The 18,738-nt window shown below is 66.6% G+C and carries 11 protein-coding genes; 2 read left to right on the top strand and 9 right to left on the bottom strand.

Annotation, left to right across the window (positions count from 1 at the left end):
• Window positions 1–4 precede the first annotated feature (4 nt).
• The 6 genes from ACXJKJ_RS23395 to ACXJKJ_RS23420 form a co-directional block, all read right to left on the bottom strand.
• On the bottom strand, window positions 5–793 hold the full coding sequence (locus tag ACXJKJ_RS23395) for a GntR family transcriptional regulator (protein WP_457392887.1): 789 nt from the start codon (window positions 791–793) through the stop codon (window positions 5–7).
• Between the two features lie 324 nt (window positions 794–1,117).
• A complete protein-coding gene (locus ACXJKJ_RS23400) occupies window positions 1,118–3,445 on the bottom strand; it encodes a GGDEF/EAL domain-containing response regulator (protein ID WP_457392890.1) in 2,328 nt (775 codons plus the stop codon).
• Window positions 3,446–3,447: 2 nt separating this feature from the next.
• Window positions 3,448–6,453, bottom strand: coding sequence for a response regulator (locus tag ACXJKJ_RS23405; RefSeq protein ID WP_457392892.1), 3,006 nt, complete (start codon window positions 6,451–6,453; stop codon window positions 3,448–3,450).
• Window positions 6,450–7,058, bottom strand: coding sequence for a YfiR family protein (locus ACXJKJ_RS23410; protein WP_457392895.1), 609 nt, complete (start codon window positions 7,056–7,058; stop codon window positions 6,450–6,452). The genes ACXJKJ_RS23405 and ACXJKJ_RS23410 overlap by 4 nt, the downstream gene beginning before the upstream one ends.
• The gene (locus ACXJKJ_RS23415; RefSeq protein WP_457392898.1) at window positions 7,058–8,896 is read right to left on the bottom strand and encodes a TonB-dependent receptor plug domain-containing protein; all 1,839 of its coding nucleotides are present in this window, start codon (window positions 8,894–8,896) and stop codon (window positions 7,058–7,060) included. The genes ACXJKJ_RS23410 and ACXJKJ_RS23415 overlap by 1 nt, the downstream gene beginning before the upstream one ends.
• A gap of 314 nt (window positions 8,897–9,210) precedes the next feature.
• Window positions 9,211–11,424, bottom strand: coding sequence for a PAS domain-containing hybrid sensor histidine kinase/response regulator (locus ACXJKJ_RS23420; protein ID WP_457392900.1), 2,214 nt, complete (start codon window positions 11,422–11,424; stop codon window positions 9,211–9,213).
• Between the two features lie 86 nt (window positions 11,425–11,510).
• On the opposite strand from ACXJKJ_RS23420, the gene ACXJKJ_RS23425 reads away from it, so the two are divergent.
• On the top strand, window positions 11,511–12,266 hold the full coding sequence (locus ACXJKJ_RS23425) for an alpha/beta fold hydrolase (protein ID WP_457392902.1): 756 nt from the start codon (window positions 11,511–11,513) through the stop codon (window positions 12,264–12,266).
• A 14-nt stretch (window positions 12,267–12,280) separates the two neighbouring features.
• Complete coding sequence (locus tag ACXJKJ_RS23430; protein ID WP_457392904.1) at window positions 12,281–13,042, top strand: MauE/DoxX family redox-associated membrane protein; 762 nt, start codon at window positions 12,281–12,283, stop codon at window positions 13,040–13,042.
• Between the two features lie 116 nt (window positions 13,043–13,158).
• Here the strand turns inward: ACXJKJ_RS23430 and gstA are convergent, their stop codons facing one another.
• The 3 genes from gstA to ACXJKJ_RS23445 all read right to left on the bottom strand — a co-directional run bounded on the left by gstA (window position 13,159) and on the right by ACXJKJ_RS23445 (window position 18,633).
• A complete protein-coding gene (gstA, locus tag ACXJKJ_RS23435) occupies window positions 13,159–13,764 on the bottom strand; it encodes a glutathione transferase GstA (RefSeq protein WP_457392906.1) in 606 nt (201 codons plus the stop codon).
• 130 nt (window positions 13,765–13,894) lie between these two features.
• Window positions 13,895–15,703 carry a response regulator gene (locus ACXJKJ_RS23440; RefSeq protein WP_457392909.1) on the bottom strand — a complete coding sequence of 603 codons (1,809 nt, stop codon included), beginning with the start codon at window positions 15,701–15,703 and terminating at the stop codon, window positions 13,895–13,897.
• The gene (locus ACXJKJ_RS23445) at window positions 15,700–18,633 is read right to left on the bottom strand and encodes a sensor histidine kinase (RefSeq protein WP_457392912.1); all 2,934 of its coding nucleotides are present in this window, start codon (window positions 18,631–18,633) and stop codon (window positions 15,700–15,702) included. Before ACXJKJ_RS23445 ends, ACXJKJ_RS23440 begins: the two co-directional genes overlap by 4 nt.
• Between the last annotated feature and the right edge of the window lie 105 nt (window positions 18,634–18,738).

Genomic DNA, 18,738 nt, shown 5'->3' on the forward strand with positions numbered 1-18,738 from the left:
CTCCTCAAGAGGCTCGTTCTGAAACAGGCACGCGATCGACGCGCACCTTGTACTGGAAGGCGTCACCGCGGTAATAGAGGTGTTCGTAGTCGATGGGCGCGCCGTCGGCGGTGTGCGTCGTGCGCTCGATGAAGAGCACGGGCGAGCCCTCCTCGACCTTGAGCTGCCCGGCCAGCGTCTCGTCCGCCAGCGTCGAGCCGATCTGCAGCTCGGCGTGGCCGAGGGCCAGGCCGTAGTCGTTCTCCAGGATGGCGAAGATGTCGCGCGCGGCCAGGTCTTCCTTGGCCAGGCGCTGGCCGATGGCCGCGGGCACGTAGGTGACATCCAGCGAGATCGGCTCGCGGTTCAGGAAGCGCAGGCGGTGCAGCTCCGTGACCTTGGCGCGTTTGGCCAGCTGCAGCTTCTCGGCCACCTGCTGCGACGGCAGCACCGTCTTGATCGACAGCACGCGGGCAAAGGTCTCGTAGCCCATCTGCCGCATCGCCTCGCCGAAGCCCTGCAGGCGCCCCAGATCCTGGAAGGCCTTGGGCTTGGAGACGAAGCTGCCCTTGCCGTGGATGCGGAAGATCAGGCCTTCGTTCTGCAGGTCATTGAGCGCCTGGCGCACGGTGATGCGGCTGACGTCGAACGCGGCCATCATCTCGCTCTCCGACGGCATCTGCTGATGCGGTTGGTAGCTGCCGTCGAGGATGCGGGCGCGCAGGATCTCCTTGATCTGCGTGTACAGCGGCAGCGGTGACGACAGCTTGATGCGATGAGCGCCGTCCGCCTCGGGGGCAGGGACCAGCGTCAAGGATTTCCTAGCTGCAAGAGCGCCTTTGCTCATGGCCGTCCAACTCGTTATGACAAGTCATCACGAGCAGGAGCCGTGCCAGCTTTTCCAGGCTGGGTTTGCACGCGGCTGGTGCCGCAGGGCGGCTGGTGCTGCAGGGGCTGTTTCCAGTGTCTGACGCCCGGGACGGCGGCGTCAGGAAGGTCTCATCGAGACCGCCCGCTGCCCCTCACGCCATGTGTTCTGGCAATGCACCGAAGCGGGTCCATGCCCCAATTTGAATGCGCCAAATGTGTGAATGACCCGCCGCTGGCGGAGCCCTGAAAACCGGACATCGATCCGCCGTCAATGCTCCAGAGGCTGGCGTCGCATGGGCAGCGCGATCCTTTCGCCGGCCGCCCCCGTGCCAGGGGCGGCCGCGGTCATTGCCAACTGCCGGCCCTCCAGCAGCATGCGGGCGTATTCCTCGGCCGGCACCGGGCGGCTGAAGTGGTAGCCCTGGATCTGGTCGCAGCCGCTGGCCCTCAGGAACTCCAGCTGCGCGGGGGTCTCGACGCCTTCCGCAATGACGTGCATGCGCATGCTGTGAGCCATGGCGATGATGGCCAGCGAGATGGCGGCGTCTTCTGGGCTGCGTGTGATATCGGTGATGAAGGACCGGTCGATCTTCACCGAGTTGAAAGGAAAGAGCTTCAGGTAAGCGAGCGAGGAGTAGCCGGTGCCAAAGTCGTCCAGAGACAGGTGCAGGCCGAACTGGCGGAGGTCATGCATGGTGCGCTCGGCCGCGATGGGGTCCTGCATGACCAGGGTTTCGGTCAGCTCGAGTTCGATGGCGTCGGCGCCCAGCCCGTTGTCGCGCAGGGCCTGCTCGACGCACTGGCGTACCCGGCCCTCGCGGAACTGCAGGGTCGACAGGTTCACCGCGACCGGCCGCGTCGCGATGCCTCGCGACCGCCAGACCGCCTGCTGGGCGCAGACGGCCTGGATGACCCATTCGCCGATGGGCACGATGAGGCCAGTCTCTTCGGCGATTGGAATGAAATCGCCCGGCGGCACCAGGCCGCGCTTGGGATGCTGCCAGCGGATCAGGGCTTCGGCCGCGGTGATCTGGCCATCGGCCAGATTGACCTTGGGCTGGAAATGCAACACGAACTGCTGCTGGGCCAATGCTTCGCGCAGCTGCCCCTCCATCTCCAGCTTCTCGGCCATGCGGGCATTCATCTCTGGCGAATAGGTGGCATGCTTCTCGCCAGCCAAACGGGCCTGCTTGAGGGCGGACTCGGCATTGCGGAACAGCGATTCGGCACTGGCGCCGTCCTCCGGATACACGGACACGCCCAGGTGGGCGGACAGGCTGACGTCGCTGCCATCGACTGACGTGGGTCGGCCGATGACTTCGTCCAGCACGCGCAGCAGCGTCGCGACGTCCTCGTCGCCCTTGTAGCTGCCGGCGACGGCGAAGTTGTCGCCCGCCAGCCGGGCCACGTTGTGGCTGCGCGCGAATTCGGTGGCCAGGCGCTGCCCCAGTTGTCTCAGCAACTGGTCCCCCACGTGCCGGCCCAGGGTGTCGTTCAGCCGTTTGAACCGGTGGAGGTTGGCAATGACGGCCACCACGCCGGTGCCGGCCGCAGCCGCGGACTGGATTGCGAGGTCAAGGCGGTCCAGGAAGACAAGGTTGTTGGGCAGGCCGGTCAGTGCGTCATAGCGGGACAGGTAATGGACCTTTTCCTCCTGCTCGATGTGCCTGAGCGCAAACGAGATATCGCCGGCCAGCTCGCCGAGCAGCTTGAGCTCGTCCTCGTCGAAGAGATGGGCCTCCGTGGCGTACAGCGCGATGACGCCGACGAGCCGGTCACCGGAAGTCAACGGCAGCGCAATCGCGGAGCCGACCCCCTTCGCCGGCGCAACGGCGTGGACAGCCGCACCCATGTCCTCCTGCGAGAGGTCGTTGCAGTACACGACGCCGCCGCCATCGAGCGCCCGGTAGGGAAGTGAGCGTCGACCTGGCGCACCGGTTGCGCCCAGAGCGCCGCGCAACTCGTCGAGCTGCCCGGCATCCAGGCCTCGCGCGGCAATGGGGTCGAGCCTCTTCAAAGGGCCGTGGGCGAGGCCGATCCAGGCACTCGCGAAGCCGCCATCCTCGGCGGCGATGCGGCAGGTTTCATCGAACAGCGCCTGCCGGTCGCGCAGCCTGACGATGGCCGAGTTGATGCCGCTCAGGACGCTCTTGATGCGGCTGAGCCGGCTGATCTTCAGCTGCTGGGCCTCGAGCTCCTTGACGTAGCGCTCCAGCATGGAGGTATGCACCAGCGACAGGTGGGTGCGCACCCGTGCCAGCACCAGGGCCGGCGACACGGGCTTGACGATGTAGTCGACCGCGCCGCAGTCGAATCCCGCGGCCTCGTCGCCGACGTCGGCCAGCGCCGTCACGAAGATGACGGCGATGTGCTGGGTCTGGGGGGCGGCCTTGAGCCGGCGGCAGACCTCATAGCCGTCCAGGTCGGGCATCTGGACGTCCAGCAGGATCAACGAAGGCTGGTGCTTCTGCGCGGCGGCGAGGCATTCACCGCCACTGCGCGCGAACGCCAGCGGATAGTACGGCGCGAGGATCTGCTTCAAGGTTGCGAGGTTGATCGGCTCGTCGTCGACGATGAGGATGGGTCCGTTCGGCATGCCTACTTCCTTTGCTCTTCCAGTTCGGCGACGAGGTCCCGGGCCATCTGTTCCGCACGCCGGAAATCGAACTCCTCGACGCTGGCAAGCAAGGCGGCCAGCGTGGCCTGCGGCAGCAGCCCGTCCAGACGCTGGAGCACGGGTGCGGCCAGGTCCGGGTTGTCGCTGTCCAGTGCGTCCAGCAGCTCATGAAGCAGGGCCGCCACCCGTGCCCTGTCGACGGACGGGCTGGCCGGCGCCGGCTGCGGTTCATTCGCGGCGGCGTCAGCCGTGAACGCCGCAATCGATCGGAGCGCCTGGGCGAAGGCGGCCTCGAACGGCGCCCATTCGTCGAAGGGGTCCCTGCCTTCGATCAGCCGATGCTCCAGGCGGCCGGCAGCGCGTGTCAGCTGGGGAAGAGCCAGGTTGCCCGCAGAGCCCTTGAGCTTGTGCAGCAGGGCGGTGGCTTCCTTTTCTTGCCCTTGGTTGAGCAGCTTGCGCAGCTGCGCCGCGCTGTCGGCGTTGTCGCGGGCAAACTTGGCCAGGAACTTCCGGTAGACGGCGAGGTCCTGCCAGACCTTGCGCGCGTCGGCCACCGAGATGCCTTCAAAGGGAACGCCGTCCTCGGCCTGCGGGCCGACCGGCGCCACGGCCTCGACGGATGCGATGTCGGCCGGCTCGCGCTGCGCGGTCAGGCGCTGAATGGCCGCGATCAGCTCATCGACGGCAAAGGGCTTGGCCACGAAGGCATTCATGCCGGCTTCCCGCGCCTCTTCCTGCTGGATCTTGAACGCGCCGGCCGTCAGCGCGATGACCGGGAGGTCTGCCAGGCCTGGCGTGCCGCGCAGCACGCGCGTTGCCTGGTAGCCGTCCATCACCGGCATCTGGACGTCCATCAGCACGATGTCGACCTCGCCGACATGGGCCGTCAGCCAATCCAGGGCCTGCAGGCCGTTCTCGGCCAGCTGCACGGTGGCGCCTTCGGACTCGAGGATGCGCAGCGCAACCTCGCGGTTGATGTCGCTGTCGTCAACGACGAGGGCGCGCAGGCCAACAAGGCGCTGCGTCGCCTCGGCTTGCGGGCTGTCGGACATGGCCGCAACCCCCCGGCGTCGCATGGCCTGGGCCACGCTGTTGTACAGCGAAGAGCTGGTCACGGGCTTGTTGAGCACGCCGTCGATCAGCTCGCTGCCCTCGCTCTTGAGGAGCTCGTCCCGGGAGTAGGCCGTCACCATCAGCACGATGGGCGCTTGCTGTCCCTCCATCGTGCTGCGGATGGCCCGCGCGGTCGCCAGCCCGTCCAGGCCGGGCATCTTCCAGTCCAGCAGGAGCACGTCATAGGCCGCGGTGCCCTGGAGTCGATTGCGCACCTTGCCGAGGGCGGCTTCGCCGGAATCGGTCAGCGTGGGTGCCCAGCCCATGGCCCGAGCGGTCAGCGCAAGGTTTTCGCGCGCCACGTCGCTGTCGTCCGCTACCAGGACTTCCAGTTTTGACAGCGCCGCGGGCTGGTAGTTCTGGATCGGGACCCATTTGAAAGGCAGGCTGAACCAGAATTCGCTGCCTTTGCCAGGCGTGCTGATGACGCCGATCTCTCCGCCCATCTTGGTGACGAGCTGGCGGCAGATCGCCAATCCCAGCCCGGTACCTCCGAAGCGGCGCGTCGTTGACATGTCCGCCTGGGCAAAGGCCGAGAAGATGTGGCTCTGCTTCTCCAGCGGAATGCCGATGCCCGTGTCGCTGACCGAAAAACGAAGGCGAGCCGAGCCGTCGGTGCGCTCCAGCAGCGCGATGCCGACCTTGACGACACCGCTGGAGGTGAACTTGATGGCGTTGCTGGTCAGGTTGATCAGGATCTGTTCGAGCCGCAGCGCATCGCCGTGCAGTTCGCCACCAACATCGGGCGCCGGCGAGATGACAAGCTCCAGATCCTTGTCGCCCGCATTGGCGCTCATGATGTTGGCCAGGTTGTCCAGCACGCCGTCCAGGTGCAGGGGGGCCTCTTCGATCTCCAGCTGGCCGGCCTCGATCTTGGAGAAGTCCAGGATGTCGTTGATGATGGTCTGCAGCGACCGGCCGGCATTGCGGATCTTCTTGACCAGGTCCAGCGCATCGGGCTCCAGCGGCTTGTTCGCGAGCAGGTAGGCCAGCCCGAGCACGGCATTCATCGGSGTGCGRATCTCGTGGCTCATGTTGGCGAGGAAGTCGGCCTTGGCGCGGCTCGCGGCCTCGGCCTCCTGGGTGCGAACGACCAGCTCCGCGGTGCGCCGCTCGACGCGCTGCTCCAGCTCCGCGTTCAGCGTGCGTACGGCCACCTCGGCCGTGCTGCGCTCGGCGATCTCATGCTCGAGCGTCTGCAGCATGCCGTTGAAGGATTCGGCCAGCTCTCCGATCTCGTCCTCGGTCGTCTTGCGGGCACGCAGGCTGAAGTCGCGCTGCTGCATGACCTGCTGCGCCACTTCGCTGACAGCCAGCATGGGCCGGGTGATGCGGCGCTGCAGCCGAAAGGACACCAGCAGGCCCAGGGCGAGGCTGCCGCCGAGCACGACGCCGAAGATCAGGAGATAGTCCCGAAGCCATTGGGCGACGTCGTAGCGGCCATCGATGTAGACCGCTCCCAGGCGGCCATTGGCGCCATTGACCGGCAGCATCACGATCAGATTGCTGCGCAGGACCTGCACCCCCGCGGATGGCGGCTCGGCAGGCAGGGCCGCGCCGGGGGTGGCGGCGTTCACGTAGCGCGCAAACAGCTTGCCGCCTGCCGTGTAGATTGCCGCGGCATTGATGTTGGGGTCACCGCGCAACTGGCCGAGGGTGTCGGTGGCAACCTTGGAATCATCGAACTCCAGGGCTGTCGCGCTGCCCTGGCCGAGGATGTCGGCAAGCGTTGTCAGTTCGCGCACCGAGCGGTCGCGGTTCTCCACCATGTCGTGATAGAAGAAGGCGGCGCTGGCCCCGAGCAGCGTGCAAGCGTTGACGGCCAGCACCATCAGCAGCAGCTTGTTGCTTATCGAGCGCAAGCGGATCCTCATTCAGAGGCTCCCGGGTTCCCGCGCTGTGCGACAGCCAACAGGCGCGAGCTGATCTTGAGCCCGTGTCGCTCCGCGTTGCGGACCGAGATCTCGAAGCGCACCCGGTTGTCCACCAGCATGAAGTTGATGACGCAGCCCGCGTCGATGCCGCCTGGGATGTCCGAGACCGTCAGTGTCGGCAGGGCCTTGTAGGGCTCGAGCGTGCGCCTGAGTTGCGGGGTGTCGGCGCCGCTCACAAAGATGAGCTGGACACTGCGGGGCAGGTCTCCGGCCTTGAGAAGGCGCACCTCGACGGGGTGGTCGCTCAGTGAACGGCCCGACGTGAGCTTGTTGAGCTCGGTGGCGATGTCCCCGGCGCCGATGATGCCGATGGTGAAAGGCATCGTGGCGTCCATGAAGGCATTCGGCGGCCACTCCACATAGCCGGCGAACTTGTACAGATAGGCGGCCTTGATCTGGGCTTCCAGCGCACGGCTGTCGTTGTCGGCGGCGCCGCTCTGCGCGGCGGCGAAGAAGAGAAGACCTGCGATCGCCATGCGCCGCAGCACTGGCACATTGCCGCGCCATTGCAGGAGGCACCCGAGAAATAGGCTCAGGCGCGGCATCAGAATCTCGCCGTGGCGGTGATCTGGGCGGTGCGCCCGACCATGATCGGGTCGGCCCCGGTTGCGCCGCCCTGCGCGAACTCGCGGTGATTTGCATGCAGGAGATTGCGCGCTGAGACGGCGAAGGCCAGCCTGTCGGAGTACCGCCAGCCGACACGCGCATCGGCCTCGTTGTAGCCGGGCACGGTGGTGAAGCGCAGCTTGGCGACCCGCCGCAGCGTGACATCGATGTCCACGCCCGCCGCCAGCGACCAAGAGGACTGCAGCCGAACCTGGTAGCGGGGATCGTTTCCGGGCGCGATGGCGGCCACGTTGGCGCCGCTGAAGCGCTCGTGCATCGAGGTCAGTCCCGCATGAACAGCCCAGCTCCTGCTGACCTGGTAGCGGCCCCAGGCCTCGACGCCATAGACCTCCGCTTTGGATGCATTGATCAGTACGAAAGTGCGGTCGCTCAGGCGCCGGTAATTGCGCAGGCTCGAGTAGCGGCTGCCGAATACCGTGACCGAGTAGGACAGGTTCTCGCTGGGTTGAGCTCGCGCGCCAACCTCCAGCGTGTTGGCAATCTCCGAGCGGAAGTTGGGGCCGCCCGCCAGCTGGTAGGGAGGCTGCGCTGGTACGAAGAACTCGACGTCGATGCGGGAGGGCGTGCGCACTGCACGGGACGCTGCGCTCCACAGCAGCAGTTGGGGCGACAGTTTCCAGCCCAGCCGCGCACTTGGCATCCATTCCGTGCCCGTGTAACTGTTGTGCTCGGCCTTGGTGCCCAGTGTCAGCGTCGCGGCCGGCGAAAGCTGGCGCTCATGCTGGACGAAGGCATTCGTCCAGTGCAGGCGCCGGGATGCAGGCAGAAAGGCCAGGCTGCCGTAGTTGCCGACTTCGTCCTCGGCCATGCGGTGGCCGCCGCCAAAGATCCACTGGCTGCCCTCGCTGGCAGCCAGCAGGTACTGCAGGTCGACATCGACGACCTGCAGGTTCTCGTTGTAGGAGCCAGGGACATCGCGCCAGGAGCGGTCGACGTAGGTCTGCAGATTCAGCGTTGCGCCGTCGTCCATCGGTCGTACCCAACGCGCCAGCAGGTTGCCACCATGGTGGCGCTGGTCGGCGGCATTGGGCTGGCTGATCGACTCCTTGTAGGCATCGCCCTGCAGCGTCAGCGCGCCGCCGCCGGCGTCGATGCCCGCCCGAAAACCCAGCTGGAGCTTCTCGAAGCCATCGTCGGCATCAATGCCGCTGGCTCGCTCGCTGTCCTGGCGGCGGTTGTACTTGGCATAGGCGCGCACGGCGCCGCCGCCATCGAAGCGCCAGCCATGGCGCAGCGACAGGCCCTGGCTGAGATTGCCAGCCGCCGCCGAAGCGAGCGTCCCGAGACTGCCTTCGGCGGGCGTGGTGATGACATTGATGACGCCGTTGACGGCATTGGCGCCCCACAGCGTGCCGCCCGGGCCGCTGACGACCTCGATGCGCTCCACGTCACCCAAAGGCACGTCCTGGGATTCCCAGAACACGCCGGAATACAGCGGCGTGTAGACGCTGCGGCCATCGATCAGCACCAGCAGCTTGTTCGCCGTGGCCGAATTGAAGCCGCGCGCGCTGATGGCGTACTGGCTGGCATTGATGCGTGCAACCTGCAGGTTGGGTGCCAGGCGCAGAGCCTCGGCCAGCGTATTGACGCCGGCGCGCTGGATGGCCTCCTTGGTGATGACGTAGATTGAGGCCGGCGCGTCGGCCAGGCGCTGCTCCCGTTTCGACACCGAAGTGATCTCGATGTCGCCGAGCTGTTCCAGCGACAGGTCTGCCAGGTTCGTGTTGCCAGCCGCGCTGGCCACGCCCTGTGCCATCACCAGAAGCGAAAAGAGCAGGCCCAGGCCATGAACGCAGCGCGGCGCGCGCGGCCACCGTTCAACTCTCCCACCTGTCTCCTGTCTCGGCCGGCTGCGCAGCGTCTCAGACATGGCCGCCTCGTTCATTTGATTTGTAGGTCAGCTCATTCTGTGAGTCATGTGCTACAGAGGCAACGCAAACACAATGGCCGCACCGTCGTTATGGTTTTTCGGCCGTTGGTGGGGGAGTCTGAAGTTAGGCCCCGATGCCGGTTGCGCCGCAAGTGTGTCAGTTTATTTGATAAGTTAGCTTTAGGATCGACCGGACGACTTCAGACCGCTCTGTGGCGGATGGCGTCGTCGATCGCAGACAGCAGATCACCCTGGTCAAAAGGTTTGGCAACCCGGCGGAACCAGAGGATCGGCTCGCCGTCCCCCTCGGGCATGGTGTCGGCCCCCGCGCTGATGGCGATCACCGGAATGCTGGCGGTACGCGGATCCTGCGACAGCAGTTGAAAGGCCTGGCGCCCGGTGAGTTCCGGCATCCGGTTGTCCATCAGGATGACGGCGGGCGCGTGGGCAAGGGCCAGCGCCACACCCTCGCGGCCGTTGCTTGCCGTGATGAGGCGCAGGTCCGGCCGATGCAACAGCTGCGCGCGCACGAGGTCGTGGCTGGGCAGGTCGTCTTCAACCAGCAGTACGGTGAGCTGCGGCTGGATGTCGCTCACGCCGCCGGGGCGCTCCTGCGGGCCGACGCCGATCTCCGGCTTTCGCGACACGGCTTCACCGCCAGCCAGCTCGAACCAGAAGCAGCTGCCCGTTCCGGGCGTGCTGTCCACGCCGATTCGGCCGCCCATCAATTCGACCAGGTGCCGGGTCACGACCAAGCCGAGGCCCGTGCCTTCCACGGCGCCCGGGCCTTCGCCGGAATGCCCCAGCCGATTGAAGGCCTCGAAGAGCTGGGCCAGCTCCTGCGGGCGCAGTCCGGAGCCGCCGTCTTGTACTTCGATGCGCACACGCTCGGCGCCGGAGGGTCGCACCCGCAGTTCAAGCGCACCGCCCGGCCGGTTGTACTTGATGGCGTTGGACAGCAGGTTCAGCAGCACCTGCTTGAGTCGCGTTCGGTCCGCCACCACGGCCAGCGCGTCTGGCGGCGCCTCGAAATTCGTTTGCAGGCCGCGGGCCTGGGCTTGCGGCATGACCATGGCTTCGCACTCGGCCAGCAACTGGCGCAGCGGCAGTACCTGCATGTCGAGCTTCAGCTTGCCGGCTTCGATCTGCGACAAGTTGAGCAGTTCACCGATCAGCGTCAGCAGGTGCTCGCCGGCCTTCTGGATATGGGCGTTGAAGGCCGCTTGCCTTTCCGCGGGCAAGCCGTGGCCCGGGGAGGCAAGCATTTGCGAGAAGCCGATGATGGCGTTCAGCGGCGTCCGCAGCTCATGGCTCATGCGGCTCAGGAACTCGCTCTTGGCCTGGTTGGCGCGCTCGGCGGCGCGAGTGGCAGCGACGAGCTCGCGGTTGGATGCTTCCAGTTGTTCGGTCCGCAGGGCCACCCGGTGCTCGAGCTGCTCGTTGAGGTCGCGCATGGTGGCTTCCGCCGCCTTCTGGACCGTCACATCCTGCAGGGTGCTGAACCATCGCAGGCCGCCGACCTCGGCCACTTCCTCGAGGGGCTCGATCACCTGGGCCACCTGCACGACTTCGCCATCGGCGCGCACCAGGCGGTACTCCACTTCGACTTTGGCCCGCGTGCGCGCCGCTTCGAGGCTCGCACTGCGGTAGCTGGCCCGATCGTCGGCATGCACCCGTTGATTCATCCAGTCACGTGTCGTGCGCGGCATGTCCTGCGGCGCGCAGCCGACGAGCTGGGGCAGGGTGTCGGACCAGCGCTCGAAGGAGCCGTCCGGGCGGGTCACCACATGGCTGAGTTTGGCCACCCCCTGGGCGCGCCGAAGGCCAGCCTCGCGCTCTCGCAGTGCCGCTTCCGCCTGCATGCGCAGGGTCACGTCCAGCGGCGCGACGAAGCGGGCAGGCCGGCCTTCATAGAGCAACTCATGAGAGGTGATTTCGACGTAGATCAGCCGCCCGTCCTTGAGCCGATGCCGCCAGACGCCGCTGTTGAACACCCCAGCGGGCGTGAGGCGTACTGACGTCTCCACGGCGCCCACGTCTTCCGGTGGGCGGATGTCGCGGATGGACATCGAAAGGAATTCCTCGCGCGTGTAGCCGTATTTCTGGCAGGCCACCTCGTTGACGTCGAGAAAGCGCAGCGTCTGCAGGTCATAGACCCACATGGGCAAGGGGTTGGCCGCGAAGAGCTGTTGATACCGGCGTGCGTGCGAACCGCTCATTTGCCTCAACTCAAGCGTTGACCGGCGCTTGCTGCGCAAAACCTTCCTGCCTCGGTGAGCTGATTTTCCGGATCTGGCGACCATTCGTTCGCTCCTGCAAGCGTGGCCATGGTTCCGCAGCGCAACGGCGCGCCGTTCTGACTCTAAGTCCAATCTGCCATGGCACGCCGTAAGTAACACTTTGCTTGCCTGCATGGGCTTGAAAGCTCAGGCAGTTGTCCGACACGCGAACCGTCCCGACCGGTCTACCGTCGTCACCAGAACCATTGGCTGGAGCGACCATGGCGTCGATGCCGTTGCTGCTGTTGCCTGGGCTTCTGAACGATGCCCGGGTGTGGGGGCCCATTCTTCAAGCGATCTCCCAGGAGCGCATCGTGGAAAAGGGGCAGACCCACATCGCCGACAACGTCGGCGCGCTCGCCGCTGCGTCGCTGGCTCGCATGCCTGCGGGGCGCTTTGCTGTCGCCGGGTTCTCGCTGGGCGGCTATGTTGCGCTGGAGCTCTGCCGCCAGGCGCGGGACCGGATCGCGGGCATCGCACTGATCGACACCAGCGCGCGCGCCGACACGGCCGAGGCTAGGTTGAACCGCCAGCGCATCCTCGATCGCCTCAAGGCGGGCACCGCGACGTTCGAGCAGGTTGTTGCAGAGCTTTCCGCTCGCCTGCTGCATCCGGCGCATGCCGCCGATGAAAAACTGCTCGACCTGCTGCGCGACATGGCGCGTGCCGTCGGGGTCGGCGGCTTCGTCCGTCAGCAGACGGCGGCGATGAATCGCGCCGACCGCCGCGACGTGCTGCAGACGCTGGAGTGTCCGGCGCTGGTGGTCTGTGGCCGCGAGGACCAGGTCACGCCGCCCGAGCGCAGTGAGCAGATGGCCCACTTGCTCAAGGGTGACGTCGAGTTGTTGCTGGTGCCGCAGGCGGGCCACCTGACGACGCTGGAGCAGCCGGAGGCGGTCGGCGGGGCCGTCCTGCGTTGGCTGGCGAAGGTGGATGCCTCGTCATCAACGCGTTCAACCTTGGGCTCCGGCGCCTGAGCCGAAGTTCAGCGATGGTGAAACCGGTCAAGCGGGCAGTGTTGTACCGGATGGTCATGCCGGAGCATGTCTGCCCGTTCGGGCTGAAGTCCTTGGATCTGCTGAAGCGCCACGGCTACGAGGTCGAGGATCACCCGCTCACCAGCCACGCCGAGACCGAGGCATTCAAGAAGGCGCAAGGCGTGCAGACCACGCCTCAGACCTTCATCGATGGCAGGCGCATAGGTGGGCACGATGACCTGCGCGCGTTCTTCGGCCACCCGGTGAAGGACGAGGGCGCTGCCACCTACCTGCCGGTCGTCATGTTGTTCGCAATGGCCGCGGCGATGTCGTTGGCCATCGGCTGGGACGACTACGGCGGCTTGCGCATCGTCCAGGCCATGGAGCGTTTCGTGGCCCTCTCGATGTGCCTGCTGGCCCTTCAGAAGCTGCGTGACGTCGAGGCCTTTTCCACCATGTTCCTCAACTACGACCTTCTGGCCAGGAGGTGGGTTCGCTACGCCTACATCTATCCGTTCGCAGAAGGACTGGCCGGCATCCTGATGCTGGCAGATGCGCTCAGGTGGCTGGCGATTGCCCTGGCGCTTTTCATAGCGGTGGTGGGTGCGGTGTCCGTCTTCAAGGCGGTGTATGTCGACAAGCGCGAGCTGAAGTGTGCCTGCGTGGGTGGTGACAGCGGCGTGCCGCTGGGCTTTGTCTCGCTGACCGAGAACCTGATGATGGTCGCCATGGCTTGCTGGATGGCGGTGAAGCCCGCCGGCCTTGGAGTCCCTTGACACGGCTCACGCGAGCGGCATTCCTCACCGGCCGCTGTGGTGACGAGGCCAGCGCCGCGCAGGCACAGGTGCTTCTTCCCGTGGCGAGGCAGCGGCCCGCTTTCCAGCAGCAGCGATCAAGCCTGACTTTCGGCCTGCAGGGCCGCCTGGACCGCAGGGCGCTGGCGCGTTCGCGCCTGGTGGGCCGCCAGGTTCTCCAGGCCCGCGATGTCCACGCCGACGCGGCCGGCCCAGCCGGTGATCACGAACAGGTAGGCGTCGGCCACGGTGAAGGTCTCGCCCATCAGGTAGGACTTGCCGGCCAGTTGCTGGTTCACCCAGCCAAAGCGATCGAGCAGTTTCTTCTTGAAGATCGGCCTGGCCTCTTCGGGCAGGGCCGGATTGAACAGCGGCGAGAAGCCTTTGTGCAGTTCGCTGCCGACGAAGGCCAGCCATTCCTGCACGCGCGTGCGTGCCAGGGTGCCGGCCGGTGGCAGCAGGCCTCGGTCGGGCGCGCGTTCGGCCAGGTACTGCACGATGGCTGCGTTCTCAGTGATGCGCTGGCCGTCGTCCAGCTCCAGCAGCGGCACGTAGCCGCGCGGGTTGATGGCGTAGTAGTCACTGCCATCGAGCAGTTGGTGGGCCTTCAAATTGACCTGCACGGTTTCGGCGGTCAGGCCTGCTTCCAGCACCACGATGTGTGGGCACAGCGAACAGGCACCAGGGGCGAAGTAGAGCTTCATGGAAAGGTCTCCTTGCGAGCGAGCGTGAGCCATGCAGGCTAATCCAATCGCTTCAGTCGTTCAAACCTCGAGGATTGCCGGGTGAGGGCAGGGCGCGCAACGCGCCCGCCCGGACCATGCCGCCGCTCAATCAGTCAGCGCCTGCCGTGGGCGGCCATTGCAGGCCGAGCTGCTCTCCGATATGGGCCCGCAGCGCTTCCAGGGACACAGGCTTGGTCAGGAACACGTTGACGCCGGCCTGCAGGCAGGCGGCACGGTGCTCGGCGGTGGCCGAGGCCGAGACCGCGATCACGGGCACGGTGGCCAGATCGGCCTCCCGCCGCAGTCGGCGCGTGGCTTCCACGCCGCCGACAGACGGCATCACGCTGTCCATCAAGATCAGGTCCGGCCGGAAGCTCCTCGCCGCTGCCAGCAGTTCGCTGCCATCGCTGGCCTGCGCCACTTCGAAGCCGGCGTTGGTGAGGAAATCGCACATCAGCGTGCGGTTCGCCGCCACGTCGTCGACCACCAGCACGCGTCGCGGCGGCCCCGTGTAGCGCGCCACGCCGGGCATCCTGCGAGGCGCGGCCTCCGCCGGCTGCGCTATTGGCAACGGCAGCTCCACGCGAAACCGGGAGCCGCGCCCGAACTCACTGCTCACCTGCACTTGTCCGCCCATGTCGTTCACCAACGCGCGGGTGATCGCGAGCCCCAGCCCCGTGCCAGCACTGCGGTGCTGCACGTCGCCCACCTGCTCAAAGGGCTTGAAGATGCGCTCCATGTCGTCGGGGCGCATGCCGACACCGGTGTCCTCGATATCCAGCCGCAGCAACACCTGCCCGGGGCCAGTCGGCTCGGCACGGGCGCGCAGCGCGACCGTCCCGTGGTCGGTGAACTTGATCGCGTTGCCCAGCAGGTTCAGCAGCACCTGGCGCAACCGGCGCTCGTCGGCCAGCACGGCCTCGGGCAAGCCCTCACCGGCCTCGAACACGAAGGCCAGACGCTTCTCGTCTGCCTTCACCCGCATGAGGTTCACGACCGTCTGCAGCAGGCCGGTCAGGTGTACCGGCTCCGGGTTCAGGTCCGTGCGACCGGCCTCGATGCGCGCCAGGTCGAGGATGTCGTTGATCAGCGCCAGCAGGTGCTGCCCGCTCTGGTGGATGGTGTCCAGGCCGCGCGCCTGGCGCGCGCTCAGGCCGCCCTCCATGGTCAGCAGTTGCGCGTAGCCGAGGACGGCATTCAGCGGCGTGCGCAGCTCGTGGCTCATGCCGGCGAGGAACTCGCTCTTCGCGCGGTTGGCCGCCTCGGCGGCGTGCCGGGCAGCGCGCTCGGTCTGGAGCATCCCGCGCTCGAGTTCGAGCGTCGCGGCATGCGCGCGATCCCGGGCATCCAGCTTCGACAGGGTGTTCCGCACCTGGCTTTCGACCGCCTCCTCGCTGAGCGCGAGCGCCCGGGCGATCTCGGTGTAGGCGTTGCCCTGAGCGATGAATCGCAGGACGCTGATCTCCGCCGGCGTGAGGTTGTCGTCGATGATCTGCTCGGCCAGTTCAAATGACCCTTCCGACGGAAGCGCGTGGCGGCCGGCGTGCACGGCGCGGATGGCGTCGAGCAGCTCCTTGTGCAAGGCGTTCTTCAGAAGGTAGCCGCGCGCGCCGGCTTGCAAGGCGCGCTGCGCCTGAGCGTCGCCGGCATAGGTGGTGAGCACGATGATCCGGGCTTCGGGAAACTCGGCCCGGATCGCGCCGATCGCGTCAAGCCCGCTCATGCCGGGCATCTGCAAGTCCATCAGCGTGACGTCGGGGCGGTGCGCGCGGAATTGCTGAATCGCTTCGCGTCCGTTCGCTGCTTCCGCCACGAGGGCCATGTCCGGCTCCACGGAAAGCAGCATCGCGATGCCCTGCCGCACGATCGGGTGATCGTCGACGCAGAGAACCTGGATGCGGGTCAGATCTTCGGTCATTCGCCGACCTCGCTGGGTGCGAACTTCTTGTGGAGGAACCATGATCGGGCCGGTACCGGCCGACTGTACGCCTGCGACGCCGGCGCACTGAATGCCACTTCCGTTCCTGTTCCGGGGCCGCTGCGAACCGTCAGCTTGCCACCGACGAGCTCGGCGCGCTCCCGCATGCCGCTCAACCCGAAGTGCCCTTGTTTTTCGCCCGCGTGCAGCACTTCCGGGTCGATCCCCTTGCCGTCGTCGCGAACCCGTACGCACAGCTGCCGCTCGTCGTAGCCAATCTCGACCTGGATCTGCTTTGCATCAGCGTGGTGGAAGGCGTTGCGCAGCGCCTCGCCGGCGATGCGGAAGGTCTCGTCGCGCACCAGCGGATGCAGAGCTTGCGGCGTTCCCTGCACTTCGACATGCGCCGATGCCGCGTGACCGCTCTCGTTCGCCAGATCCTCGGCGAGCGCCCGCAAGGCGTCCGCCAGGTTGTTGGTCTCCAGCGCCGAGGTCCGCAAGCCCTGCACGGTGTCGCGGCCCTCCGTGATCGCCTCGGCTGCATGGTCGATGGCGCCCGCAAGGATCTGCCTCGACTCGCGCGGGCGATCAGGCAGCAGGTTGAGCGCGGCCTGGAACTGCAGCAGCAGCCCGTGAAAACGCTGCAACAGGGTGTCGTGCAGGTCGCGAGCGATGCGCGTGCGTTCGGCAATACGCGCCTCCAGCGTCGCCTCCAACTGCCGATGCAGCCGCCGGATGCGCATGTGCAGCCGGAGTTGGAAAGCGCTCCATGCCAGGCCGATGAGCAGGACGGCGCCGGCCAGGCGGAACCAGGTGGTTTGGTAGAAGGCCGGTGGAATGGCGAATTCGAGCTGCGCGCCATCCTCGTTCCACACGCCGCTGTTGTTGGACGCCTTCACGCGAAAGCGATAGTTGCCGGGCGGCAGATTGGTATAGGTGGCCTGGCGCCTGTCGATGGCCTCCTGCCAATCGTGGTCGTGCCCCTCCAGCCTGTAGCGAAAGCGCGTGCTCTTCGGGTCGACCAGGCTCAGCGCGGTGAACTCGATCGTCATGTCGCGGACCAGCGGGGGCAGACGAAGGCCGTTCTCGACCGCATAGGGCTTGTGGTCGGCGAGCAGAGCTTCGATGTGAACCGGCGGAGGCAGCGGGTTGAAGGGCAGGTGGTCGGGGGCGATCACCTGGACGTCTGCGCCCGACACGAACCAGAGCTTGCCGTCCGGCCCTTTCGCCACGGGAGGGTTGAAGTAGGCCGGCGTGAGCGCCAGCAGCGGCACGCCATCCGCGGCCCCCCAGACCTTCGTGGCGACCCGGCGGCTCGGGTCGGCGATCCAGGCAGCCAGGTCATCACGCAGAACCCGCACGAGTCCGCAGGACGCATACATCCACAGCGACCCATCGTCGTCCAGCGTCGACCAGTGCACCGTGTTGCAGGGCAGGCCGTTGCCGACCGTGAGCGTGGCGACGCGGCCATCCTTGATCCGGCTGAGGCCTCCTTCTTCGGTGGCAGCCCAGACCGCTCCGTCGGCATCGAGCCGGAGACCGGCGACGTGGCCCGCGCCCAGCCCTTCGGCGGGCGTGTAGGCGGCCTGGACCTTGCCGTCCTTGAAATACAACACCCCACCGTCTTGCCAGAAGGACAGCCACAAGCCACCTCGGTCGGCGACGACGACCTTGGCCTGTTGCCGGCGACCGAGCGCGGCCCATGGGATGTTCTCGGCGAATCGGCCCTTGTGCAGCCGTGCAAGGCCATCGTTGCCTGAAAGCCAGAGGTCGCCCGCCCCGTCCCCCGTGATGGAATAGATCTCCTTGCTGGGCACACCGCTGACGGCGACGAAGCGGTCGTTCGCAAAGTAGGCGAGGCCACGGCCCGTGCTCACCCAGAGTCGCCCCTCGGCGTCCTGGTGCAGGGACTGCACCCTGGCGTCGGGCAGGCCGTCGCGTTCCCTGTAGACGGTCGGTCTCGCGCCCTTCCACCGGGCCAGTCCATCGCCGGTTGCCACCCAGACGCTGCCGTCCGTCGTGGCCAGCACAGACTTCGTGCCGTCATTGGGCAGCCCTTGTTGCAAGGAGAGGGTGGTGACAGGCAGCTTTCGGAAGCGGTCTATTCCCTTCTCGCTGCCGAACCAGATGTTGCCCTCGCGGTCTTGGAAGAGACTGCAGGCGATGTTCCCGGAGAGGCCGTCTGCCCGGGTGAACGCGTCGGCCTGGCCCTCCTGCAAATGGAGGATCCCGTGGCCTTCGGTTCCGATCCAGAGCCCGCCATCGCGGTCCCGCAACAACTTGTTGGCCTTGACGTCGCGGTCAGAGAGCCATTCATCGGGCTTGGCAGCGCTTCGCATCGGAGCAGGCACCAACCTGTCGCCGTCGATGCGCTGGATTCCTGCGCCACGGATGCCAATCAGGAGCTGTCCATCGGCGGTCGTGCTCAGGTCGCCCACTCGCACGCCTGGCGTCTCGAATCGTTGCGGCGTCCCGGGCTTCCATCGCCAGAGGCCCGAGTCCGCACCCACCCACAGCGCCCCGGATTTGTCTTCGGCCAGGCTCCAGACGAACTGGCCAAACCCGCCTTCGGGCATGGAACATTGGGCCTGACCTGCGCGGATGGCGCACAGCCGTCCCTGTTCGCCCAGCAGGCCGGCCCAGACCGTTCCGTCGCGGTCCTCGAACAACGACGTCACGAACCCGTTGGGGATCTGCGGATAACGGGTCAGCTCGATGCCATTCCAGCTGACCAGGCCATTGAAGGTGCCAATCCAGAGCGTCCCGTCGCGGGAAACCAGCAGGGCGTAGGGATTGCTTGGCAGCGACTGGCCTCTCGGTGGTTGCCAGGGAACGAACCGAAGGCCGTCGAAGCGAAACATGCCAAATGACCCACCGACCCAGAGATAGCCGTCGGGGGTTTGTGCCATCGCAAAGACGAGGCCCAGCAAGGCGCCGTCCCGAGCAGTCCACGAGGTGTGCGCGTACTGGGATACCTGCAGGGGAGGATCGAGCGCGAGGGCAGGGGATGGCGAGGTGAGCAGAGCCGACACCAG

It is taken from the genome of Roseateles sp. P5_E1 (assembly GCF_054049335.1).